The organism is Streptococcus humanilactis (genome assembly GCF_019448275.1).
Classification (GTDB): Bacteria; Bacillota; Bacilli; order Lactobacillales; family Streptococcaceae; genus Streptococcus; species Streptococcus humanilactis.
In genome coordinates, this window is the sequence record NZ_JAHXBZ010000002.1 from 192,410 (window position 1) to 215,113 (window position 22,704).

Annotated in this window: 23 protein-coding genes and 1 pseudogene; 19 read left to right on the forward strand and 5 right to left on the reverse strand. The window is 41.2% G+C overall.

The annotated features are described in order from the left end of the window. Positions 1–310: 310 nt before the first annotated feature. The 3 genes from KV696_RS05175 (at position 311) to KV696_RS05185 (ending at position 3,537) form a co-directional block, all read left to right on the forward strand. Positions 311–1,822 carry an ATP-binding cassette domain-containing protein gene (locus KV696_RS05175; RefSeq protein ID WP_004242726.1) on the forward strand — a complete coding sequence of 504 codons (1,512 nt, stop codon included), beginning with the start codon at positions 311–313 and terminating at the stop codon, positions 1,820–1,822. A gap of 345 nt (positions 1,823–2,167) precedes the next feature. Continuing rightward, on the forward strand, positions 2,168–2,491 hold the full coding sequence (locus KV696_RS05180) for a potassium channel family protein (protein ID WP_001253404.1): 324 nt from the start codon (positions 2,168–2,170) through the stop codon (positions 2,489–2,491). Further along, entirely contained in the window at positions 2,488–3,537 is a 1,050-nt protein-coding gene (locus tag KV696_RS05185; protein WP_219967037.1) for a DUF389 domain-containing protein, read from the forward strand. The genes KV696_RS05180 and KV696_RS05185 overlap by 4 nt, the downstream gene beginning before the upstream one ends. A gap of 255 nt (positions 3,538–3,792) precedes the next feature. On the opposite strand, the gene thrS is transcribed toward KV696_RS05185, so the two are convergent. The 3 genes and pseudogenes from thrS to KV696_RS05195 form a co-directional block, all read right to left on the reverse strand. Next, positions 3,793–5,736 (reverse strand): threonine--tRNA ligase, encoded by a 1,944-nt coding sequence (gene thrS / locus KV696_RS05190; RefSeq protein ID WP_219967038.1) that lies wholly within the window; start codon positions 5,734–5,736, stop codon positions 3,793–3,795. A 41-nt stretch (positions 5,737–5,777) separates the two neighbouring features. Then, a pseudogene (locus KV696_RS10340) lies at positions 5,778–5,986 on the reverse strand (hypothetical protein). 73 nt (positions 5,987–6,059) lie between these two features. Beyond that, complete coding sequence (locus KV696_RS05195) at positions 6,060–6,434, reverse strand: hypothetical protein (RefSeq protein ID WP_219967039.1); 375 nt, start codon at positions 6,432–6,434, stop codon at positions 6,060–6,062. Positions 6,435–6,638: 204 nt separating this feature from the next. Between KV696_RS05195 and rpsO the strand changes: the two genes are divergently transcribed. The 6 genes from rpsO to KV696_RS05225 all read left to right on the forward strand — a co-directional run bounded on the left by rpsO (position 6,639) and on the right by KV696_RS05225 (position 12,051). Beyond that, entirely contained in the window at positions 6,639–6,908 is a 270-nt protein-coding gene (rpsO, locus tag KV696_RS05200) for a 30S ribosomal protein S15 (protein WP_001018251.1), read from the forward strand. 789 nt (positions 6,909–7,697) lie between these two features. Further along, positions 7,698–8,309 (forward strand): CadD family cadmium resistance transporter, encoded by a 612-nt coding sequence (locus KV696_RS05205; RefSeq protein WP_004255640.1) that lies wholly within the window; start codon positions 7,698–7,700, stop codon positions 8,307–8,309. A gap of 235 nt (positions 8,310–8,544) precedes the next feature. After that, a complete protein-coding gene (locus tag KV696_RS05210; RefSeq protein ID WP_000949316.1) occupies positions 8,545–9,591 on the forward strand; it encodes a FecCD family ABC transporter permease in 1,047 nt (348 codons plus the stop codon). 1 nt (position 9,592) lies between these two features. Further along, on the forward strand, positions 9,593–10,348 hold the full coding sequence (locus KV696_RS05215; protein ID WP_023945489.1) for an ABC transporter ATP-binding protein: 756 nt from the start codon (positions 9,593–9,595) through the stop codon (positions 10,346–10,348). 19 nt (positions 10,349–10,367) lie between these two features. Then, entirely contained in the window at positions 10,368–11,378 is a 1,011-nt protein-coding gene (locus KV696_RS05220; RefSeq protein ID WP_219967040.1) for an ABC transporter substrate-binding protein, read from the forward strand. After that, positions 11,359–12,051, forward strand: coding sequence for an alpha/beta hydrolase-fold protein (locus tag KV696_RS05225; RefSeq protein ID WP_219967041.1), 693 nt, complete (start codon positions 11,359–11,361; stop codon positions 12,049–12,051). The genes KV696_RS05220 and KV696_RS05225 overlap by 20 nt, the downstream gene beginning before the upstream one ends. A 43-nt stretch (positions 12,052–12,094) precedes the next feature. Here KV696_RS05225 and KV696_RS05230 read toward each other — a convergent pair whose 3' ends face one another. Next, positions 12,095–12,844 carry a lysophospholipid acyltransferase family protein gene (locus KV696_RS05230; protein WP_000500186.1) on the reverse strand — a complete coding sequence of 250 codons (750 nt, stop codon included), beginning with the start codon at positions 12,842–12,844 and terminating at the stop codon, positions 12,095–12,097. 132 nt (positions 12,845–12,976) lie between these two features. Here KV696_RS05230 and KV696_RS05235 point away from each other — a divergent pair, with 132 nt between their 5' ends. From KV696_RS05235 to KV696_RS05260, 6 genes are all read left to right on the forward strand, one after another. Then, a complete protein-coding gene (locus tag KV696_RS05235) occupies positions 12,977–15,313 on the forward strand; it encodes a cation-translocating P-type ATPase (protein ID WP_219967042.1) in 2,337 nt (778 codons plus the stop codon). 101 nt (positions 15,314–15,414) lie between these two features. Then, complete coding sequence (locus KV696_RS05240; protein WP_219967043.1) at positions 15,415–16,092, forward strand: tRNA (adenine(22)-N(1))-methyltransferase; 678 nt, start codon at positions 15,415–15,417, stop codon at positions 16,090–16,092. Beyond that, positions 16,079–16,876 carry a Nif3-like dinuclear metal center hexameric protein gene (locus tag KV696_RS05245; RefSeq protein WP_219967044.1) on the forward strand — a complete coding sequence of 266 codons (798 nt, stop codon included), beginning with the start codon at positions 16,079–16,081 and terminating at the stop codon, positions 16,874–16,876. Before KV696_RS05240 ends, KV696_RS05245 begins: the two co-directional genes overlap by 14 nt. A gap of 16 nt (positions 16,877–16,892) precedes the next feature. Beyond that, the gene (locus KV696_RS05250; protein WP_219967045.1) at positions 16,893–17,996 is read left to right on the forward strand and encodes an NAD(P)/FAD-dependent oxidoreductase; all 1,104 of its coding nucleotides are present in this window, start codon (positions 16,893–16,895) and stop codon (positions 17,994–17,996) included. A 99-nt stretch (positions 17,997–18,095) separates the two neighbouring features. Further along, entirely contained in the window at positions 18,096–19,115 is a 1,020-nt protein-coding gene (galE, locus tag KV696_RS05255) for a UDP-glucose 4-epimerase GalE (RefSeq protein WP_219967046.1), read from the forward strand. 1 nt (position 19,116) lies between these two features. Continuing rightward, entirely contained in the window at positions 19,117–20,082 is a 966-nt protein-coding gene (locus KV696_RS05260; protein WP_033676674.1) for a glycosyltransferase family 2 protein, read from the forward strand. Positions 20,083–20,132: 50 nt separating this feature from the next. On the opposite strand, the gene KV696_RS05265 is transcribed toward KV696_RS05260, so the two are convergent. Then, the gene (locus KV696_RS05265) at positions 20,133–20,339 is read right to left on the reverse strand and encodes a ferredoxin (protein WP_000705155.1); all 207 of its coding nucleotides are present in this window, start codon (positions 20,337–20,339) and stop codon (positions 20,133–20,135) included. A gap of 45 nt (positions 20,340–20,384) precedes the next feature. Here KV696_RS05265 and KV696_RS05270 point away from each other — a divergent pair, with 45 nt between their 5' ends. The 4 genes from KV696_RS05270 (at position 20,385) to KV696_RS05285 (ending at position 22,637) form a co-directional block, all read left to right on the forward strand. After that, positions 20,385–20,855, forward strand: a complete 471-nt coding sequence (locus KV696_RS05270) for an SAG1386/EF1546 family surface-associated protein (protein WP_033676676.1) — start codon at positions 20,385–20,387, stop codon at positions 20,853–20,855. A gap of 8 nt (positions 20,856–20,863) precedes the next feature. Then, entirely contained in the window at positions 20,864–21,535 is a 672-nt protein-coding gene (gene cmk, locus KV696_RS05275; RefSeq protein WP_049521194.1) for a (d)CMP kinase, read from the forward strand. 131 nt (positions 21,536–21,666) lie between these two features. Continuing rightward, positions 21,667–22,005: a zinc ribbon domain-containing protein YjdM gene (locus KV696_RS05280; RefSeq protein ID WP_001061584.1), complete on the forward strand. Its 339-nt coding sequence runs from the start codon at positions 21,667–21,669 to the stop codon at positions 22,003–22,005. A gap of 2 nt (positions 22,006–22,007) precedes the next feature. After that, a complete protein-coding gene (locus tag KV696_RS05285) occupies positions 22,008–22,637 on the forward strand; it encodes a Pr6Pr family membrane protein (RefSeq protein WP_219967047.1) in 630 nt (209 codons plus the stop codon). The last annotated feature ends 67 nt before the right edge of the window (positions 22,638–22,704 follow it).

A 22,704-nucleotide genomic window follows, 5' to 3' on the forward strand; every position in this document is an offset into this window, starting at 1 on the left:
ATCTGATATAACCAGAATTTTCACGGATTGTGGGTGTGTCACGAAATAGCCTAAATCGTTAGAAAAACTGAAAAAGCTTACTTTCAATAGAAGTATTGGAAATATTCATTTTACATCTATCAAAGAAACATGGGATAGACCTATATTTTACAAAATAGCAAATTATATTTTGAATGATAGTAAAAACGGCAGTACTTGTGTGATTTACAATTATTGCACTCAATGTCCGAGTATCGCACTATCTGAAATAGGGAATAGTAGAGATTGTTCTGCGATATGTAAAAAAACGCATTAGCAAGGAGTATCGTATATGCTACCATATCTTAAAACTATTAGATGGTATCTCTTCTTTAATTTTCTTTTTGGTGTAGTATCGAATATCTGCACAGCTTTGTTACCGTATTTCACGCAGGCATTAATCAAAGGGGATTATCAAGTAGCTCTATATGGTTACTCTATGTCAGTGGCAGGCTATTTGAGTTGTAACTATATCCAAATGATACTTGATTGGAAGCAGGGGATTATCTTTTCGACTACTTTGAAAAATGAGTGGTTTCGTTCACTTCTGGGACTCAGTCATCACGATTTCAAGCAGAAAACAGTAGCAGAGTATATTTCCTATCAATCTAATGACCTAGATTCGTTGGAAAAGGATTACCTTCCTCCATTGATGAGTTTTATCAAACAAATTTTACGTATCATCATTTACGCTTTCATTATTAGCAGAACAATTAATCCTATTGTATCACTGATTTTAATCTTTTCCACTGGAATTAGTATTCAAATTCCTAAAATCGTTGGGAAGTTGACCGCTAATCGTAGACAGGTTTACTTGAAAAAACAAGGAGATTACTATCGAACTTTGGAGGATTTGCTCATGGGACATCATTTGGTAAATAAACTAACTATGTCGCATTTTTTGAATCAACAAAAGAGTTCTCTAAAGAATTTGCAGGATAAGTATTTTAAGTATGGTTTGACAAAAATTACAGGCATCTTATTGACAGGTGTTTCTTTTGAATTCATTAGTCTTGTTCTGTTTATTTATTTAGCCTACTCTCTATCTCACCAGCAACTCGGTATTCCTGAGGTGGTGGCGAGTTTCGGATATATTAATGCTTTTTCTGAACCAATACAGGAAATCCTTTATGATTTACAAATGTTAGAGTCCGTAAAGCCTGTAATCAAGAGTTTTCAAAACATTGTTGGGAGACCCGTTTCAGTTCAAGCACCTCAACATTCTTTTGATACGATTACTTTGAAAAACATTTCCAAACAACTGGGAGAATCAAAATTGATAATTACTTCCGCTACGATTCAAAAAGGGGATAAAATTGCGCTTATTGGTAAGAATGGGTCTGGAAAAAGTAGTCTTCTCAACATTTTAAATGGAACAGATGAAGATTTTGAAGGACAAATTGTGCTAGATGGGCTTGTTTTGGACCATCTTTGGGGAAGATTCGGTATGATTCTGCAACAAGAACATACATTTATTTCGAGTTATGAAAATAATGTAACGCTATTCAATAGTTTCAATGAAAAATTCAGAGAAGAAGATTTTGAAAAAATTCCACCACAATCCCTGTCAGGTGGTCAGCAACAACGAATGTATTTAAATCGTGAGAAAAATCGTAAAAATCCATTGCTTATCCTAGACGAACCTTTCTCTGCCTTGGATACTAATCAGTTTAAAATGGAATTGGAAAGAGTTCTGGAACTACCAAGTGCCGTCATTGTTACTTTACATCGTCAAAACGAATTATTAAGTAAGTTTGACCAAGTTTGGGAAATTAAGAATGGAGAACTTGTAATTTTGAAATAGCTAAATTATAAAGAATAAAACGCATAGTATCAAGGTTCAGGAGATATCGTTTTTCCTTCTTCGGATAAGGAAACAAAAATTTCTTGCTTCATCTATCTGTTAAATTGAGAGATTTCCTCAGAGAAAGACTGTAAAATTTTTGATATAATGTTAAGAAGGGACTGATTCAAGACAGTCATATCTGGTCTTTCTTCCAGTCATTTTTCAAACAATATCAGTTGATAATCAGCTTAAATCAGATCTATCAGTTTGTCTATCTTTCTCTGATGGAGATCATGTCCTATCTTCACTTTGATTATTGGAAAAAACGGCTCGGTCAGGAGCTAGTATGAATAAGGAGAACAAATGAGACGTTTAAAAATGTTATGGCATATTATACAGGTTACGGGTTTTACTCGGTTTGCTCTGAGTTTTGTGACCTTTGTTTTTGGGTCAGGAGGCGTGCTTTTCCTAGTTGAACCTGCTATCACAAATTACGGAGACGGTCTTTGGTATGCTTTTGTGACTTCGACGACTGTCGGCTACGGGGATCTCCTAGCTGTGACCTTGATTGGAAGGATTACCAGTGTCTTCTTGACGATTTATGGGCTCATATTTTTTGGCTGTTTATCAGCTGTTATTATTAATTATTATACCGATTTAAATAAGGAAAGAGGAGAGGACAAATGACCGGAAACTATTCAACACGTGAATACCGTGAGAAATTATATGATGATCTTCATGTTCGATTAAGAGATACAGTGATTTTGATGTGTGCGATTTTTATTGCCTCTATCGGCCTAAATATGAATTCAACAGCTGTCATTATTGGAGCCATGCTGATTTCCCCTCTTATGACACCGATTGTTGGACTCGGATTTGGTTTAGCTATTTTTGATACGCGTTTAATCAAGCAATCTCTAGAGGTTTTATTTACTCAAGTATTGGTTAGCTTGCTTGTCTCGGCTCTGTATTTCTGGATTTCTCCCCTATCTTATGAAAGTAGTGAATTGATTGCACGAACCTCTCCAACCATTTGGGATGTGCTCATTGCTATTGCTGGTGGGATAGCAGGTTTCATTGGTTCAAGGAAAAAAGAAGCAAACAATATCGTACCAGGAGTAGCCATCGCAACAGCTCTGATGCCACCTATCTGCACTGCAGGTTACGGTTTAGCTAATGGAAATGTACGATTTTTATTTGGAGCTCTTTATCTTTTCTTGATCAACTGTGTCTTTATCATGCTAATCAACATTGTTGGAACAAGAATTATGATGAGAAAATCTCCCTTAAGTTCATTTAAAGAGCTAAACATTAAAATGAGAATTGGCTTGATATCCTTGATTGTATTATTGATTCTTCCAGCCAGCTATTCAGCAGTCACTCTAACGATAGATCAAGCGCGAAAAGAAGGAATCAAACAGTTTGTAGGAAAAGAGTTCGCCAATCACACGGTTATTAATCAAGTCTACAAGTCAAGGAACAATGAATTGGTCTTGACGGTTGTTGGAGATCCGATTTCAGAAGAAGAATTAGAAACGCTCCACCAAAAACAAGCCTCTTACGGTATTCAATCTGTTCAATTGAAAGTCAATCAAGTCCATAATTCTACAAAATTAGACGGTGAGACGACCAAGGAATTTTATGAAACCATTAACAAGTATATCGATCAAAAACTCTCTGAAAAGGATTCACAAAAAGATCTCGTAAAAGAAAAGGAAGCAGACAAGGATTGAGGATATTGACCTTATCTAACTCATGAAAGCAAATCTTGTGTGGTGATTTGGTCAATCACTACTAGCTCGGATTAAATAATACTCTTCGAAAATCAAATTCAAACCACGTCAGCGTCGCCTTACCGTACTCAAGTACAGCTTGCGGCTAGCTTCCTAGTTTGCTTTTTGATTTTCATTGAGTAAAAATATAAAAAGCAACAGCTGAAATAGTTGTTGCTTTTTAGGTATCTAGGATTTTATCCCAGGTTTTGTCTCTTATTTCTCAACGCGTGATTTGTTGGAGATATCAGCTAGGATAGCTTGAACAAAGTCATCAACTGAGACAGTTTGTGTTTCTTTTTGGCCGTAGCGACGAACGTTGACTGTTCCGTCTTCCATTTCCTTGTCTCCAACGATCAATTGGTAAGGAATCTTGCTAGTTTGTGACGCACGGATTTTGAACTGCATTTTTTCATTGCGCTCATCTACGTCTGCACGGACACCACGGTCACGGAGTTTCTTAGCCACTTCCCAAGCGTAGTCCACGTGTTTTTCGTTAGAAACTGGGATGAGGGTTACTTGGTGTGGTGCAAGCCATGTTGGGAAGGCACCTTTGTAGTTCTCAATCAAGATAGCTGTGAAGCGTTCCATAGTTGAGATAACCCCACGGTGGATCATAACTGGACGGTGCTCTTCACCATCAGCTCCGATGTATTTAAGGTCGAAGCGTTCTGGAAGCAAGAAGTCAAGTTGGATAGTAGAAAGAGTTTCTTCTTTTCCAAGGGCTGTCTTAACTTGAATATCCAATTTTGGTCCGTAGAAGGCTGCTTCACCTTCGGCTTCAAAGTAGTCCACGCCCATTTCATCAAGAGCTGCACGAAGCATAGTTTGGGCATTTTCCCACATCTCATCGTTGTCAAAGTACTTGTGAGTATCTTGAGGGTCACGAAGAGAGAGACGGAAGCGGTATTCAGTCAAGTTGAAATCTTCATAAACATCAATAATCAACTGAAGGGCACGCTGGAATTCTTCTTGGATTTGTTCTGGAGTAACGAAGAGGTGACCGTCGTTGAGTGACATTTCACGTACACGTTGAAGACCAGTGAGGGCACCAGATTTTTCATAACGGTGCATCATACCGATTTCAGCGATACGGATCGGCAACTCACGGTAAGAGTGAACATGGTGTTTGAAGACTTGGATGTGGTGCGGACAGTTCATTGGACGAAGGACAAATTCTTCCCCGTCACCCATGTCCATAGTTGGGAACATGTCTTCTTGGTAATGATCCCAGTGACCAGAAGTCTTGTAAAGCTCAACAGAAGCAAGTGGTGGAGTGTAAACGTGTTGGTAGCCAGAAGCCAACTCCTTGTCTACGATGTAGCGTTCCAACTCACGACGAATAGTCGCACCATTTGGCAACCAGAATGGAAGCCCTTGACCAACCTCTTGAGAAATCATGAAGAGGTCAAGCTCTTTACCAAGTTTACGGTGATCACGTTCCTTAGCTTCTTCACGCATTTGAAGGTAGTTCTTCAAGTCTTTCTTGTCAAACCAAGCTGTACCATAGATACGTTGCATCATAGCGTTGTCGCTATTTCCACGCCAGTAAGCACCTGCTACATGGAGAAGGTGGAAGATTTGGATACGGCCTGTTGAAGGGACGTGTGGGCCACGGCAGAGGTCTACATACTCACCTTGACGATAGATAGTCAAACCACCTTCGTCTTCAGAGTGTTCTTCAATCAATTCCAACTTGTAAGGGTCGTTCTTGAAGATTTCACGTGCCTCGTCTTTAGTCACTTCTTCACGGATAGATGGGAAGTTTTCTTTAACGATCTTTTGCATTTCTTCTTCGATACGAGGAAGGTCTTCGTTAGAGATTTGACCAGCTGTGTTGTCTGTATCGTAGTAGAAGCCGTCTTCGATGGCTGGACCAACTCCCAAGTGAATGTCTGGGAAAAGACGACGAGCTGCTTGGGCGAACAAGTGAGCAGCTGAGTGACGCAAGATTGGAAGGGCCTCTTCGTGATCAGGTGTCACAATTTCGATGCTTCCATCTTCAGTAATAGCACGAGTAGTGTCGATGAGTTTGCCGTTGAATTTACCAGCCAAGGCCTTTTTAGCTAGGGAATTGCTGATAGATTGGGCAATTTCAAAAGTTGTAACGCCAGATTCGAATTCACGAACAGCGCCATCTGGGAAAGTAATGTTAATCATGATGTTCTCCTTACTTATATTATTGACGAATGTTTTAACCCCTATTTTGAGAATAGGGACAGAGGATTGTGAAAGCTAGAAAAACAAAAAGCGACATCCTCGAAAGGACGTCGCAACGTGGTTCCACCTTCATTTATGTACCTCAAAAGAGAGGGACACCTCTGATTGGCTCTAACGTGGCCACCGTTTTATGTTTTCATAAAAAACTCAAGAGTAGTATCAGTTTAGGCTTTCTATGCGTTTCCAGCAACCACGCACTCTCTAGTAGAAAGGAACTAAGTGACTTGTCTCTATGGATTATTATAGCATGATTGTGAGATTTTTCAAGGATTTTGTGAAAGTTTTTTGTTTTTCATTTTTTGTAGAATATGCTTGATACCAATACCGGAAGCCATGCCCACCAGAGCAAAGGTTTCATAGGCTAAAAAGTAGAACCAGATAAATTCACCAAAGGTTATGATAGTAAAGCAAAAGAGCAGTCCGTTACCAATTAACCACCAAAGTGTGAAACGGAAACGGTAGCTATAGAGTAACGATACAATCAAGATTACCATAGGTGTAAAGAAGAGAAGATTGTTTACGTAGAGACTCTTGAGCAAAAGGGGGTCAGAAATGATTAGTGATAACAACTCATAAAGTGGCCAGTAAAAGAAAAAGATGACCAAATAATAGGGGAGATGGGAATAGAATCTAGGCATGATAATCACCTCGTTTTAAAAAACAGACAACTTGGATTTCTTACTATGATTATTATAGAATATTTTAAACAAGAAAGTAAATCTGTTGACAAAGAAGTTAGTTATTGGTAGAATAGGGATTGTCGTAAAGACAAATAACTTCTTCTTGGTTACAGGCATGCCAACCTGTCACTCGGATGAAGCCAAATAAAAAGGAGAAACATCATGGCAATCTCAAAAGAGAAAAAAAATGAAATCATCGCACAATATGCACGTCACGAAGGTGATACAGGTTCAGTAGAGGTTCAAGTTGCTGTCCTTACTTGGGAAATCAACCACCTTAACGAACACATCAAACAACACAAAAAAGACCACGCTACTTACCGTGGATTGATGAAAAAAATCGGTCGCCGTCGTAACTTGCTTGCATACTTGCGTAAAAACGACGTTAACCGTTACCGTGAGTTAATCAACTCTCTAGGACTTCGTCGCTAATCTTGCGTCTAAACCGTTTCTATACTTCGTTGGCTTCGGCTTGATGTACCATTAGTACAATCTTCGCCTCGTCGCCTAGTCTATAAACGGTTTATCCAGCAAGACTGGAGCTCTCTGATTTTCAGAGGGCTTTTTACGTTGTCACCTTACCTTGGTATGCTCAAGTATAATCTTAGGTTACGGTTCCTAGCACTGTAAGGTAAAATAAACCAGAATGATCTCCCTTCGGGGAGATTTTTTTGTTTCACTAAAAATTTTGTACAATCTTCGCCTCGTCGCCTAGTCTATAAACGATTTATCCAGCAAGAATTATGATGCTAAGGGCGTAAGAAATCCGTATGAAAATAGGGAAAGGACACCGTGTTCGATGAACACAAGGAGTTTCATCTTTTTCACTAGGATTTTAGCCCGGGCTCAAATCAGCTCTCTGACTTCAGAGGGCTTTTTTATTGAGGTTTTATCGGTCACAATTTTGGAGACTACAAAAACCTCAAATGGTATCAGCTAATTACACCATAAAGGTGCGTAGCTACTCGGCTTGAAAAGCCGAGTAGCTGTCTGCAAGCCCCTTCGGAGAGCCCACACTTTACGAAGTAAAGTATAGTATGTTATACTTTACATGGAAGTAGTCACCGAATTCCAGTTAGAAATTACTTTGTAACTACGTTTTGAGGAGGAGTAAAATGCTTTCATATGTTCGAAATTACCCACTAGCGATAGCTAAATTAATGTGTCTGTGCTCTCCTAAAATCTGCTGATTTATTACTGACTAATACAGGAGGGTTTTTTATGGGACAGACAATCATATCTGCTATTGGTGTTTACATTTCCACCAGTATCGATTATTTAATTATTTTATTTGCACAGCTATCACAGAATAAACAAAAATGGCATATTTATGCGGGGCAATATCTAGGTACAGGCTTACTTGTAGGGGCGAGTTTAGTTGCTGCTTATGTTGTTAATTTCGTGCCTGAAGAATGGATGGTTGGATTGCTTGGTTTAATCCCTATCTATTTAGGGATTCGCTTTGCAATTGTTGGAGAAGGTGAGGAAGAAGAGGAAGAAGAGGAAGAAATTATTGAAAGATTAGAACAAAGCAAGGCAAATCAACTGTTTTGGACAGTTACATTGCTAACAATTGCGTCTGGCGGAGATAATTTAGGTATCTATATACCTTATTTTGCTTCGTTAGATTGGTCACAGACCCTCGTGGCCTTGCTTGTGTTTGTAATCGGCATAATTATCTTATGCGAGATTAGTCGGGTGTTATCCTCTATTCCGTTAATATTCGAGACAATTGAAAAATACGAGCGAATCATTGTGCCCTTAGTATTCATTCTACTTGGACTATACATCATGTATGAAAATGGCACGATAGAGACTTTTCTGACCGTGTAGATTTTTTTGTTTCACTAGGATTTTAGCCCGAGCTCAAATCAGCTCTCTGACTTCAGAGGGCTTTTTATGTTGTCACCTTACCTCGACATACTCAAGTATAATCTTCGGTTACGGTTCCTAGCACAATAAAACCAACTATATTCATTTGTTCTCATCTTGTTACGCAGTTGAAAATATGGTATACTTTTTCATGAGAATTTTCTAAATTTTTAAGATTCTATCAAAGGAGGTTTGCATGCTTTCCAAATTTTCTGGAAGCCGACAAGACCAGCAATTTGTGTTACTTTTAGTTATTTTGCTAGGTATTTTAGGGATTTCTCTCTTTCTAGCAGTTTCAATGGGATCTGTTGCGATTAATCTAGGAGATACCTATCGGATTATTTTGAGCAGGTTGGGATTTCCTCTTGAGATAGGAGAGGTTTCCAAGTCTACTCTTGCCATTGTATGGAACATGAGATTCCCTCGAGTATTGTTAGGTCTGATAGTAGGAGCAGGCCTTTCTATGTGTGGTAGTGTGATGCAGTCCACGGTAAACAATCCCATCGCTGAGCCCTATGTCTTAGGAATCTCTGCTGGTGCAACTCTAGGGGCAACCTTGAGCATCATTCTTGGTTTAAAAGTGATGATTAGCCTTGGAGCTTTTCTTGGAGCTATTTTGGCAACAATTGCTGTCCTCATCATTGCCTCTATGCAGGGAAGGATGACGACTTCCAGTCTAATCTTATCGGGAACGGTGGTCAACGCTCTCTTTCTGGCTTTTTCAAACTTTATTATCTCAGTCGGAGCTAATGCGGACAGTGTGATGACTATTAAGTTTTGGACCATGGGTTCGCTTGCTGGGACTTCCTGGGCAGACTTGGTCCTGCCAACTATAGTGGTAGGAATGGCCTTTCTATTTTTCTCTACTCAGTATCGTGTTTTCAATGCGATGATGATGGGAGATGAGGCTGCTTTAACTTTGGGGATTCCCTTACGCTTTTATTGGTATCTTTATGTGACCATGGTGGCTGTGCTAACAGCAGTCTTAGTAGCAACCTGTGGGATTATTGGATTTGTCGGTCTGATTACTCCACATTTAGCTCGAGGGTTAGTAGGAACGAATTACAAGAGGCTTTTTCCTGTTGCAACCTTGCTGGGTGCCCTCTTTGTCATCTGGGCAGATGTACTCTCTCGTATCATCATTCCAAATGCAGAGCTTCCTATTGGTATTTTCACAGCCTTAGTAGGTTCTCCCTTCTTTATTTACATTGTTGGAGGTAGGCGAAGGGAGGTGAGGGTCTGATATGGACTTGATTTGTCAGGATGTCCACTTTGGACTGGGAGAGAAAAAAATCCTCAAGGGAGTTTCTCTTAAAGTTGAAGGGCATCAATTTCACACGATATTAGGGCCAAATGGAAGTGGAAAAACCAGCCTACTTAAACTCCTCTATCGTCAGGAAAAGGCGGACAAAGGCTTGATAAGCCTAGATGGAAAGCCACTGGAACATTGGTCACTCAAAGAAACAGCCAAGCAAATGGCAGTTGTCACTCAGTTTAATCAATTGCAGTTTGATTGTACAGTTGAGGAAATCGTCTTGCTGGGAAGAACTCCCCACCTCTCTTTTTTACAGAAGGAAAAGGAAAGGGATTATGCCCTCGTTCAAGATGCTCTCGTTAAGGTGGATATGCTTGAGAAGAAAACTCGTCTCTATTCTTCTCTGTCAGGGGGGGAGAAACAACGAGTCTTATTAGCCCGCGCCTTGGCACAAGAACCGACTCTCTTGCTCCTGGACGAACCAACCAATCACCTGGATATCAGGTATCAGCTAGACTTGTTGGCCATTGTGAAGGGGATCAAGGTCAATGTTCTAGCTGTCCTACATGATATTCAACTTGCTTGTCGCTATTCGGATTATCTCTATCTGATGAAAGAGGGAGAAATCCTTTACCAAGGGACTCCAAAGGAGACCATCACTCCTGAGTCATTGCAAACTATATACGGAGTTCAAAGTCAGGTGACTTGGACCGAGGATCAGCAAGCTATGATTCACTATTTATAAGAATGAAAAGGAAAACAAGATGAAAAAAACATTAAGCATTTTACTCGTAACAGTAGCTACCCTAACCATTGCAGCTTGTGGCAATACTACTACAGAAAAAGCTACCACACAATCTAGCACAGAAACAAGTCAAAAGGCGAGCACAGAGACGACTTATCCGTTAACGGTCAAAACCTATGACGCGAAAGGAAATGAAGTCGAACAAGTCTTTGACAAGGCACCTGAAAAAGTTATCACCAACAATCTTTCAAGCACTGAAATCTTATTGGAGTTAGGCTTGAAGGATAAAATTGTTGGCATGTTCAATCCAGACAATGCTGTGACGGACAAATACAAGGATGCGATTGCGACGATTCCTCAAATTGGGGATAAAAAAACAGTCTCACAAGAGACAGTCCTTTCTTATGAGCCAGACGCTGTGATGGGGCGAAACATGATGTTTTCTGAAAAATCCTTGGGGACAGTTAGCACTTGGAATGAAAACAAAATCCCAGTTTATACGCAAAAAGCCTCTCTCGCAACAATTCAGCAAGATTTGGGGAATATCGTAGAAGATGTCAAAAATCTTGGAATGATTTTTAATGTGCAGGACAAGGCCAATGAATACGCAGCTCAATTACAAACTAAAATTGACGCTGTTAAGAAAGCAAATCCAGCAAGCCAAGGTGAAAAGAAAAAGGCTTTGATTATGGTTGCTTATAATGATGAAACCTTCGGTGCCTACAAGTCTGCTTTGCAAGAAAGTTTGCTGAACCAACTTGGTTATACAAACGTTGCTACGGGGACATCAGGCTTGACCTTGGAAAATCTCGTGTCAATGAATCCTGAATTGATTATCTATGTAACCAGCGACCGCAATAAAAAATTGGATGAAAAAGCAGTAGAGTTGATGAAGGCAAATGCTGTTTTGGAAAGCGTTCCTGCTATTAAGAATCAAAAAATCATGACCATCTCTTACGACGAGTTGATGGACTATGGTCCAGCAGTGATTGATTCCCTTGAGAAAATCAATGACTTTATCAATAAATAATGAGTTTGATTGGGAAGGAATTCAAGTTAAAATCAGCCTTCCTTCTAACTACGACCCCAATCAAACCTATCCGGCTATTTTATTGAATGATGGAAACTTGGATTTCCTATCGTCCCTTTTCGAATCTGTGATTTTAGTGGGCTTGACCTCTAAAAATCGCTTAGACGACTACACTCCCTGGGCAACATCAGCTCTGAGAGATGGAGCTCCAGATTTTGGAGGTCAGGCCAACGTCTATCATGATCATTTATTTGGAGGTCTTTTAGATAAGTTGCAGTCGCTTTATCGCCTGGACGAAACTCGCCTTGCCTACGGAGGCTATTCACTAGGTGGTTTGGTGGCAGTCTACAGTCTTTTCAGCTTTGACAAGGTTTCCTGTGTATTTTCTATCTGCGGTTCCTTTTGGTATCCTGATTTTGTGACTTACTGCAAGGCAGAGACAGTGAAAAATCTAGATTGTTTGCTGTATTTACAGAACGGTCAAACAGAAGGAGTCAATCATAGCAATCGCTTGGCTCAAGCACCAACCTATGCTGAGCAGATTCATACCAGTCTTCAGAAATGCTATCCGAACGGCCAGTTTGTCTTTGATCCTTATGGACACCATGAACAAGTAGCTGAACGATTTTTAGCCTTTTCCAGCTGGTTGGCCCAAAAATGGAAAATCGAATAAAAGATTTATCCCTTGGCTTTTTCCAAGGGATTGTTGTATTTATTTAAGCAAGTTTTTCTCTTTTCTTATCTGGATTCCATACGAAGCTTGCGATAAAGCTAAAGATGATGGTTAGGATAGCGAGGATAATGGCAAGGATGAGGGCAGGGATACGGATAAACCACCAGAGTGGGTTTGGTTTTTTATCATTATGCCATTGTTTGGTTTCTTCGTCTAGACGTTGGAATTCTGTTTGGATACGATTGGCGACTGTTTCAATGCCTTCATCATTCATTTTCTTGATATCTGAGATATCTATTGGATTTCCAAAGTTCATATCGACACGCTCACGGCTAACCAAGCCTTTCAAGGTCATAGGACCTGTATAGGTAACAGGCATGATACGAACCTTGGCCATCTTGGCAATCAGGGCTACGCCACCTTTGACATCATTTGAGTGACGGCTCCCACTTGGAAACATGATGAGAGAGCGATCACTTTTTTTGAGAACATTGATAGGATATTTGATGGCTGAGGCGCTAGGATTTTCACGGTCAATAGGAAAGGCACCACACATACGAATCCACCAACCAAAGATGCGGTTGGCAAAGAGCTCTTTTTTGGCCATAAAGATAAACTGTTTTGGCTTGGTCGCAAAGGCCATGTAAACAGGATCCCACCAGGTGCGGTGAGGTGCAACCAGAATATAATTTTCATCTTGATTAGGAATTTTATCAGTATTATGATAGTGGGCATTGCCATTGATGGACCAGAGGAGCAAGACAACCAATCCACGTAAATAAGTATAAAACATGCGATCTCCTTCGATTATTTTCTTGTTATTATTATACCTTATCAAAGAAGGGCTGGCAAACTTTTCCCTTGACTAGGTGCAGATTTGGGATGAGATTAGAATTCTTTTAGAAAAAATGATATGATAGAACTTATGGATAAAAATAAGATTATGGGATTAACCCAAAGAGAAGTCAAGGAAAGACAGGCTAAGGGCTTGGTAAATGATTTTACTGCTTCGGCCAGTACTAGCACTTGGCAAATCGTTAAACGAAATGTCTTTACCCTTTTTAACGCTTTGAACTTTGCCATTGCTTTGGCCCTTGCCTTTGTGCAGGCTTGGAGCAATCTGGTCTTCTTTGCTGTTATCTGCTTTAACGCTTTTTCTGGGATTGTGACCGAGCTACGAGCCAAACGCATGGTGGACAAGCTCAATCTCATGACCAAGGAAAAGGTCAAGACTATTCGTGATGGTCAGGAAGTTGCTCTTAATCCGGAAGAATTGGTGCTAGGAGATATCATTCGTCTGTCTGCAGGAGAGCAGATTCCCAGTGATGCCTTGGTTTTGGAAGGCTTTGCGGAAGTCAATGAAGCCATGTTAACGGGAGAAAGTGATTTGGTGCAAAAGGAAGTTGACGCCTTACTTTTATCAGGAAGTTTCCTAGCCAGTGGGTCAGTTTTAGCTCAAGTTCACCATGTCGGTGCAGACAACTATGCTGCCAAACTCATGCTGGAAGCCAAGACCGTTAAACCAATCAACTCTCGTATCATGAAATCGCTGGACAAGTTAGCTGGTTTTACTGGGAAGATTATCATTCCTTTTGGTCTAGCTCTCTTGCTAGAAGCCTTGCTTTTAAAAGGCCTGCCTCTCAAGTCATCCGTTGTAAATTCGTCAACAGCTCTTTTGGGAATGTTGCCCAAGGGAATCGCCCTGTTGACCATCACCTCTCTCTTAACTGCTGTTATCAAGCTTGGGTTGAAAAAGGTTTTGGTGCAGGAGATGTATTCTGTTGAGACCTTGGCGCGCGTGGATATGCTCTGTCTGGACAAGACGGGTACCATCACCCAAGGAAAGATGCAGGTGGAGGCTGTTCTTCCTTTGACCGAAGAGTATGGAGAGTCAGCACTTGCTAGCCTCTTGGCCAGCTATATGGCCCATAGTGAGGATAAAAATCCAACAGCTCAAGCCATTCGCCAGCGTTTTGTGGGAGAAGTAGCCTACCCTATGCTTTCCAATCTGCCTTTCTCAAGCGACCGGAAGTGGGGAGCCATGGAGTTAGAAGGTTTGGGAACAGTTTTCTTAGGGGCACCTGAGATGTTGCTGGATTCTGAGATCCCAGAAGCCAGAGAGGCCTTGGAGAGAGGTTCACGTGTCTTGGTCTTAGCTCTCAGTCAGGAGAAATTAGACCATCACAAACCACAGAAACCATCTGATATTCAGGCTCTAGCCTTGCTGGAAATCTTGGACCCCATTCGGGAGGGAGCAGCAGAGACGCTGGACTATCTCCGTTCTCAGGAAGTGGGCCTAAAAATTATCTCTGGTGACAATCCAGTTACGGTATCTAGCATTGCCCAGAAGGCTGGTTTTGCGGACTATGATAGTTATGTAGATTGCTCCAAAATCACGGATGAGGAATTGATTGCTATGGTGGAGGAAACTGCGATTTTCGGACGTGTTTCCCCTCATCAAAAGAAACTCATCATCCAAACACTGAAAAAAGCGGGGCATACAACGGCTATGACAGGGGATGGGGTTAATGATATATTGGCCCTTCGTGAGGCGGATTGTTCTATCGTGATGGCTGAGGGAGATCCTGCGACTCGTCAGATTGCTAATCTGGTTCTTTTGAACTCAGATTTTAATGATGTTCCTGAGATTCTCTTTGAAGGTCGTCGTGTGGTTAATAATATCGCCCATATCGCACCGATTTTCTTGATTAAGACCATCTATTCTTTCTTGCTCGCAGTTATCTGTATCGCCAGTGCTCTTCTGGGACGATCTGAGTGGATCTTGATCTTCCCTTTCATTCCGATACAGATTACCATGATTGACCAATTTGTGGAAGGTTTCCCACCATTCGTTCTGACTTTTGAGCGAAATATCAAACCTGTCGAGCCAAACTTCCTCAGAAGATCCATGCTTCGTGCCCTACCAAGTGCTCTCATGGTTGTGTTCAGCGTTCTTTTTGTGAAAATATTTGGAAGTAGCCAAGGTTGGTCTGAGTTAGAAATTTCAACCCTACTCTATTATCTGCTTGGGTCTATTGGTTTCTTATCCGTATTTAGAGCCTGCATGCCATTCACTCTCTGGCGTGTCCTCTTGATTGTTTGGTCAGTAGGAGGCTTCCTAGCCACAGCTCTCTTCCCAAGAATTCAAAAACTGCTTGAAATTTCAACCTTAACAGGACAAACATTACCTGTTTATGGTGTCATGATGTTGGTTTTTACCGTGATTTTCATCCTGACTAGTCGCTATCAAGCCAGAAAATAAAGAAAGGCTGCAATCTATGGATTGCGGTCTTTTTAGGTCCAGGATTGCTAGTTGAAATGTGGTATAATAAGAGGTAATAGAGTTTTGGAAAGTGAGAGAAGATGATTTCAAAGAGATTAGAATTAGTGGCTTCCTTTGTGCCACAGGGTGCCATTTTACTAGATGTAGGGAGTGACCATGCTTATTTGCCTATCGAGTTAGTCGAAAGAGGAAAAATCGAAAGCGCCATTGCAGGTGAAGTTGTGGAGGGACCTTATCAGTCTGCGGTCAAAAATGTTGAGGCCCACGGCCTAAAGGAGAAAATCCATGTTCGTTTAGCCAATGGCTTGGCAGCTTTTGAAGAGGCAGACCAAGTGTCTGTCATTACCATTGCTGGTATGGGTGGTCGTTTGATTGCTAGGATTTTAGAAGAAGGCTTGGACAAGTTAGCTAATGTAGAACGATTGATCCTCCAACCCAATAATCGTGAAGACGATTTGCGTATCTGGTTACAAGAGAACGGATTTCAGATTGTAGCTGAAAGCATCTTAGAAGAAGCTGGCAAGTTTTACGAGATTTTGGTGGTGGAAGTGGGACAAATGAAGCTATCAGCCAGTGATGTTCGCTTTGGACCTTTCTTGTCCAAAGATATCAGTCCAATATTTGTCCAAAAATGGCAAAAAGAAGCTGCTAAGCTAGAGTTCGCCCTCGGACAAATCCCTGAAAAAAATTTGGAAGAACGTCAAGTTTTAGTAGATAAAATTCAAGCCATCAAGGAGGTTCTCCATGCTAGCAAGTGAAGTAATTAACGCATATGAAGCCTTTTGCCCTCAGGAATTTTCAATGGAGGGAGACAGTCGTGGCCTGCAAATTGGCACTTTGGACAAGGATATCCAAAGTGTCATGGTGGCTCTGGATATTCGTGAAGAAACGGTGGCTGAAGCCATTGAAAAGGGTGTGGACTTGATTATTGTCAAGCACGCGCCGATTTTCCGTCCCATCAAGGATTTGGTAGCTAGCCGTCCACAAAATCAGATTTACATTGACCTGATCAAGCATGACATTGCAGTTTATGTCAGCCATACCAATATTGATATCGTTGAAAACGGCCTCAATGACTGGTTCTGCCAGATGCTAGGCATTGAGGAGACGACTTATCTACAGGAGACAGGTCCAGAACGTGGAATTGGACGGATTGGAAATATTCAGTCTCAGACATTTGGAGAATTGGCCCAGCATGTCAAGCAAGTCTTTGGCCTAGATAGTCTTCGAATGGTGCATTATCGAGAGAGTGATTTGCAGAAGCCTATTTCAAGAGTGGCCATCTGTGGTGGTAGCGGGCAGTCTTTCTATAAGGATGCTTTAGCTAAGGGAGCTGATGTCTATATCACTGGTGACATCTACTACCACACTGCCCAGGATATGTTGTCTGATGGCTTGTTGGCATTGGATCCAGGTCACTATATCGAAGTGCTTTTTGTGGAAAAAATCGCAGAGCTTCTTAATCAATGGAAAGAGGAAAAAGGCTGGGAACTAGAGATTTTACCTAGTCAAGCATCGACCAATCCTTTCCACCATATCTAGTTAGAAAGTGAAAACAATGAAAAAAGTTGCCATTATCGGAGCAGGGATTGTAGGTGCAACAGCTGCCTACTACCTCTCTAAAGAAAGTGACCTAGAGGTGACCGTTTTTGACCATGGACAGGGGCAAGCCACCAAGGCAGCAGCTGGAATTATCAGTCCTTGGTTTTCCAAACGCCGCAATAAAGCTTGGTACAAAATGGCGCGCTTGGGGGCTGACTTTTATGTGGATTTATTAGCTGATTTAGACAAGTCAGGGCAAGAAATCGATTTTTACCAGCGTTCGGGAGTCTTTCTCTTGAAAAAGGATGAAACTAAGTTGGAAGAACTCTATCAACTAGCCCTCCAGCGTAGAGAAGAATCTCCCTTGATAGGGCAATTAGCCATTCTGGACCCAGTATCAGCTAATGAATTATTCTCTGGCTTGCAGGGATTTGATCACCTGCTCTATGCTTCTGGTGGAGCGAGAGTAGATGGTCAACTCTTAGTGACTCGTTTACTAGAAGCCAGTCAGGTCAAGCTGGTCAAAGAAAAAGTAACTCTGACACCTTTAGCATCAGGTTACCAGATTGGCGAAGAGGTGTTTGACCAGGTTATTTTGGCGACGGGAGCTTGGTTGGGGGATATGTTAGAACCCTTGGGTTATGAAGTAGATGTTCGTCCCCAAAAGGGGCAACTCCGAGATTATCAGCTTGCCCAAGACATGGAAGCTTACCCTGTTGTTATGCCAGAAGGGGAGTGGGATTTGATTCCTTTTGCAGGTGGGAAATTGTCCCTAGGCGCTACCCATGAAAATGACATGGGATTTGATTTGACGGTAGATGAAACCTTACTCCAACAAATGGAGGAGGCAGCCTTGCCTCACTATCCAGTTTTAGCTAGAGCCACTTCAAGAGCTGAGCGTGTGGGAATCCGTGCCTATACCAGTGATTTTTCACCATTTTTTGGGCAAGTCCCAGGCTTGGCAGGTGTCTATGCGGCTAGTGGACTAGGTTCATCAGGCCTCACAACTGGTCCTATCATTGGCTACCATCTAGCTCAATTGGTTCAAGGCAAGGAATTGATCTTGGACCCAGCAAACTACCCAATTGAAAACTATGTCAAACGAGTAAAAAGCGAATAAGTATTTTACTGAAATTTTAGCTTCCCCTCTAGGATGGTAAATGACATTCCCTATCAAAAATGGTAAAATAAGAAAAAATCCGAGAATCGAGGAAAAAAGATGCAAGAAAAGATTTTGGTAACGGGTGGGGCAGGTTTTATCGGGACCCACACAGTTATTGAGTTAATCCAAGCAGGTCATCAAGTTGTTGTGGTGGATAACCTTGTTAATAGTAACCGTAAAAGTTTAGAAGTTGTTGAGAGAATTACAGGAGTTGAGATTCCTTTTTATGAGGCTGATATCCGTGATACAGATACTCTTCGTGACATTTTCAAACAAGAAGAACCAACTGGTGTCATTCACTTTGCTGGTTTGAAGGCTGTTGGAGAATCTACCCGTATCCCTCTTGCCTATTATGACAACAATATCGCAGGAACTGTTAGCCTTTTGAAGGTCATGGAAGAAAACAACTGTAAAAATATCATTTTCAGTTCTTCTGCGACAGTTTATGGAGATCCTCATACAGTGCCAATCTTGGAAGATTTCCCACTTTCAGTGACTAATCCATATGGTCGCACTAAGCTTATGCTAGAGGAAATTTTGACGGATATTTACAAAGCAGACTCAGAATGGAATGTAGTCTTGCTTCGTTACTTTAACCCAATCGGAGCGCATGAGAGTGGTGATTTGGGAGAAAATCCAAACGGTATTCCAAACAACCTCTTGCCATATGTGACTCAAGTAGCCGTTGGAAAACTAGAGCAAGTGCAAGTGTTTGGAGATGATTACGATACGGAAGACGGAACGGGTGTTCGTGACTATATCCACGTTGTCGATTTGGCTAAAGGTCACGTTGCAGCTCTGAAAAAAATCCAAAAATGCTCAGGTCTAAACATTTATAACCTTGGAACAGGGAAAGGCTACTCAGTTCTTGAAATTATCCAAAACATGGAAAAAGCAGTGGGACGCCCAATTCCTTACCGTATCGTAGACCGTCGCCCAGGTGACATCGCAGCCTGCTATTCAGATCCTGCAAAAGCCAAAGCAGAACTCGGCTGGGAAGCGGAACTCGACATCACCCAAATGTGTGAAGACGCATGGCGTTGGCAAAGCAAGCATCCAAATGGATTCGAAGACTAAGATGGTGATATCAATCATTGTCCCCTGTTTAAACGAAGAGGAAGTACTTCCTCTTTTTTATCAGGCTTTGGAAGCGTTACTTCCAGATTTGGAAACAGAAATCGAGTATGTCTTTGTCGATGATGGATCAAGTGATGGAACCTTGAAACTCTTAAAGGCCTATCGGGAACAAAATCCGGCAGTGCATTATATTTCTTTCTCACGAAATTTTGGCAAAGAAGCTGCTCTATATGCAGGCTTGCAGCATGCGACTGGAGACCTAGTGGTGGTGATGGATGCAGACCTCCAAGATCCCCCTAGTATGTTGCTTGAGATGAAAAACTTACTAGACCAGAATGCAGATTTAGACTGTGTTGGAACACGAAGAACCAGTCGGGAGGGAGAACCCTTCTTTCGTAGTTTCTGTGCTGATATCTTTTACCGCCTTATGCAAAAAATTAGTCCAGTAGCCCTGCCGTCAGGTGTTCGTGATTTTCGTATGATGAGAAGGTCTGTAGTCGATGCCATTTTAAGTTTGACCGAGTCCAATCGTTTTTCTAAGGGACTATTTGCCTGGGTCGGCTTTAAAACCCACTATCTGGACTATCCAAATGTCAAAAGGCAGGCTGGCAAGACTAGTTGGAGTTTTAGGCAACTCTTTTTTTACTCCATTGAAGGGATTGTTAACTTTTCAGATTTTCCCTTGATTATCGCCTTTGCGGCTGGTCTCCTATCTTGTTTTATTTCTCTGCTTATGACCTTTTTTGTTGTGGTGCGGACTCTCATTTTGGGCAATCCGACATCAGGTTGGACCTCTCTGATGGCTGTTATTCTCTTTCTTGGAGGCATTCAACTCTTGACCATTGGGATTCTCGGCAAGTACATCAGTAAGATTTATCTAGAGACTAAAAAAAGACCACTTTATCTTATCAAAGAAAAAAGCGACCTTCCTTATTTTACAGAAAAAAATAAAGTGAAAAGACTATAATTTTACATGGAAATGTGCTAAACTAGAGGGAGTGGATTATCGCCATTGATTTAGGCTTCCTGGTTTCCAATCAGGGCACGAGTTGGGCAATTTTTAACAGCCTCTAAGACATCCTGACTAGGAGAAATTTCTTTTTCCAGTTGGTCGGGGTCATCGTAAAAACGCACGATTCCATTATCGTGGTAATCAAATAAATCAGAATAAGTTTGGCAAAGCCCACAGGCGATGCATCGTTCAGGTATAAGTGTGATTTTCATATTTATATTGTAATAAGAAAAGTAAAAAAAAACAAGGAGTAAGGTATGGCAAAAGAACCGTGGCAAGAAGATATTTATGAAAATCAAGAAGAAACAAGATCAGAACGTCGTAAGAGAACTCAAGGTAGAGATGTAGTGGCCAATCGTGTCTTGACGATCCTAGCCAGTATTTTCTTTGTAATTGTGGTGGTAATGATTATTGTTCTCATCTATCTATCATCGGGTGGGAGTAATCGCACAGCAGCCTTGAAAGATTTTCATGATTCTGATGCAAATGTAGTACAGATTTCATCTTCTAGTAGTTCCCATCCTGAACAGAGTTCAGAATCTTCTTCTGAACACTCGGAGGAAGCTACAGATCCAGAAGGGACGACAAAAGTCCTAGCTGGAGAAGGAGAAGCAGCCATTGCCGCTCGCGCTGGGATTTCGATTGCTCAGTTAGAAGCCTTAAATCCTAGTCATATGGCTACAGGGTCTTGGTTTGCTAATCCAGGTGATGTTGTCAAAATAAAATAGGAGTTGATATGAAAACAATTCAAATTGCTATTGACGGCCCTGCTTCAAGTGGTAAGAGTACGGTCGCAAAAATTATTGCCAAGGATTTTGGATATACCTACCTAGATACAGGTGCTATGTATCGTGCAGCGACCTACATGGCTCTCAAGAACCAATTAGGAGTTGAACAAGTCGAAGCACTTCTAGCCTTGTTGGACCAGCATCCAATCAGTTTTGGACGTTCAGAAACTGGAGAACAGCTTGTCTTTGTAGGGGATGTGGATATTACCCATCCTATCCGTGAAAATGAAGTGACCAATCATGTTTCAGCCATTGCAGCAATTCCTCAAGTGCGTGAGAAACTAGTTTCCCTCCAACAAGAGATTGCCCAGCAAGGTGGGATTGTCATGGATGGTCGTGATATTGGAACTGTTGTATTGCCACAAGCAGAATTGAAAATTTTCCTAGTAGCTTCAGTCGATGAGAGAGCAGAGCGCCGTTACAAGGAAAATATTGCCAAGGGAATTGAAACAGACCTTGAAACTCTAAAAGAGGAAATTGCTGCGCGTGACTACAAGGATAGTCATCGTGAGACTTCGCCTCTCAAACAAGCAGAGGATGCGGTTTACCTTGATACAACTGGTTTGAACATTCAAGAAGTAGTTGAAAAAATCAAAGCAGAAGCTGAAAAAAGAATGTAAATGTAGAGAAGCCGATAGATTGATATCGGTTTTTTTTCTAAATTTGTCAAAATGCTGATTTTAAGGTATAATAGTTGCTGTTCGAGAAATTTTGATTTTCAAAGAATAGTGAATGATTATAAGGAGAAACCATGAACAACCTACCAAATTGCCCAAAATGTAACTCAGAGTATGTCTACGAAGACGGTGCCCTACTGGTTTGCCCAGAGTGTGCTCATGAGTGGAATCCTGCTGAAGTTGCAGATGTAGAAGAGGGTCTTGTTGCTATCGATGCCAACGGAAATAAATTGGCTGACGGTGATACAGTAACTCTCATCAAGGACTTGAAGGTAAAAGGTGCGCCAAAAGATTTGAAACAAGGGACGCGCGTGAAAAATATCCGCATCGTAGAAGGCGACCACAATATCGACTGTAAAATTGATGGCTTTGGTGCCATGAAACTCAAATCAGAGTTTGTGAAGAAAATTTAAGTATGTCAAAACACTATAAACTTGTATTTTATAGCCGTATCTTCTTGTTTCTAGCGGCTTTTACGGGAGTTTATCTTGAAATCGCCAAGCATGGTGGATTTGGGATGCTACTCTATTATACGGTTCTGTCCAACCTTTTAGTCGCGATTTTTACGCTCTATCTCCTAAAGGTTATGAGCCGTTTAGGTGAAAACTGGCAAAGATTAAGTCTCTTGCGCTTAAAAGGTGGAGTCACTATGAGTATCATGATTACCTGTGTGATTTACCATTTCCTTTTAGCGCCCATTGCGACTAATTTCTATACTCTAGAAAATTTCCTTTGCCACTATATCGTTCCCCTCTGGTTTTTAGCGGATACCCTCTTTTTTGACAAACAGGGTCAATACAAAATCTGGGATCCAATTGTGTGGACGATTTTACCCTTGCTGTATATGATTTTTGCTCTTTTTAATGGCTTGGTACTGAAACTTGATGTTCCTAATTCTAAGGTCAGTCCCTTCCCTTACTTCTTTTTGAACGTAAACAAGGGTTGGGATGTCGTGTTCAAGTGGTGTCTGATTATCTTTGTTGCCTATATGGTGGCAGGATTTATCTTCTACTTTATCAAGCAAATCAAGAGAAAATTATCCTAAGACACGAGGGATTCATTTTCGAGTTTAAGAAGGAGTCTATACACTAAAGAGGCTTCTTCTTTTCTTG

Excerpts from the sequence above, each read along its gene's own strand:
- KV696_RS05230 (WP_000500186.1), bottom strand. The coding sequence starts at position 12,844 with ATGTTTTATACTTATTTACGTGGATTGGTTGTCTTGCTCCTCTGGTCC.
- KV696_RS05215 (WP_023945489.1), top strand. The coding sequence starts at position 9,593 with ATGGACTTGATTTGTCAGGATGTCCACTTTGGACTGGGAGAGAAAAAA.
- KV696_RS05220 (WP_219967040.1), top strand. The coding sequence starts at position 10,368 with ATGAAAAAAACATTAAGCATTTTACTCGTAACAGTAGCTACCCTAACC.
- thrS (WP_219967038.1), bottom strand. The coding sequence starts at position 5,736 with ATGATTAACATTACTTTCCCAGATGGCGCTGTTCGTGAATTCGAATCT.
- KV696_RS05205 (WP_004255640.1), top strand. The coding sequence starts at position 7,698 with ATGGGACAGACAATCATATCTGCTATTGGTGTTTACATTTCCACCAGT.
- KV696_RS05210 (WP_000949316.1), top strand. The coding sequence starts at position 8,545 with ATGCTTTCCAAATTTTCTGGAAGCCGACAAGACCAGCAATTTGTGTTA.
- KV696_RS05245 (WP_219967044.1), top strand. The coding sequence starts at position 16,079 with ATGCTAGCAAGTGAAGTAATTAACGCATATGAAGCCTTTTGCCCTCAG.
- KV696_RS05270 (WP_033676676.1), top strand. The coding sequence starts at position 20,385 with ATGGCAAAAGAACCGTGGCAAGAAGATATTTATGAAAATCAAGAAGAA.
- galE (WP_219967046.1), top strand. The coding sequence starts at position 18,096 with ATGCAAGAAAAGATTTTGGTAACGGGTGGGGCAGGTTTTATCGGGACC.
- KV696_RS05235 (WP_219967042.1), top strand. The coding sequence starts at position 12,977 with ATGGATAAAAATAAGATTATGGGATTAACCCAAAGAGAAGTCAAGGAA.
- KV696_RS05225 (WP_219967041.1), top strand. The coding sequence starts at position 11,359 with ATGACTTTATCAATAAATAATGAGTTTGATTGGGAAGGAATTCAAGTT.
- KV696_RS05180 (WP_001253404.1), top strand. The coding sequence starts at position 2,168 with ATGAGACGTTTAAAAATGTTATGGCATATTATACAGGTTACGGGTTTT.
- KV696_RS05265 (WP_000705155.1), bottom strand. The coding sequence starts at position 20,339 with ATGAAAATCACACTTATACCTGAACGATGCATCGCCTGTGGGCTTTGC.
- KV696_RS05285 (WP_219967047.1), top strand. The coding sequence starts at position 22,008 with ATGTCAAAACACTATAAACTTGTATTTTATAGCCGTATCTTCTTGTTT.
- KV696_RS05280 (WP_001061584.1), top strand. The coding sequence starts at position 21,667 with ATGAACAACCTACCAAATTGCCCAAAATGTAACTCAGAGTATGTCTAC.
- KV696_RS05175 (WP_004242726.1), top strand. The coding sequence starts at position 311 with ATGCTACCATATCTTAAAACTATTAGATGGTATCTCTTCTTTAATTTT.
- KV696_RS05195 (WP_219967039.1), bottom strand. The coding sequence starts at position 6,434 with ATGCCTAGATTCTATTCCCATCTCCCCTATTATTTGGTCATCTTTTTC.
- KV696_RS05260 (WP_033676674.1), top strand. The coding sequence starts at position 19,117 with ATGGTGATATCAATCATTGTCCCCTGTTTAAACGAAGAGGAAGTACTT.
- rpsO (WP_001018251.1), top strand. The coding sequence starts at position 6,639 with ATGGCAATCTCAAAAGAGAAAAAAAATGAAATCATCGCACAATATGCA.
- KV696_RS05185 (WP_219967037.1), top strand. The coding sequence starts at position 2,488 with ATGACCGGAAACTATTCAACACGTGAATACCGTGAGAAATTATATGAT.
- cmk (WP_049521194.1), top strand. The coding sequence starts at position 20,864 with ATGAAAACAATTCAAATTGCTATTGACGGCCCTGCTTCAAGTGGTAAG.
- KV696_RS05240 (WP_219967043.1), top strand. The coding sequence starts at position 15,415 with ATGATTTCAAAGAGATTAGAATTAGTGGCTTCCTTTGTGCCACAGGGT.
- KV696_RS05250 (WP_219967045.1), top strand. The coding sequence starts at position 16,893 with ATGAAAAAAGTTGCCATTATCGGAGCAGGGATTGTAGGTGCAACAGCT.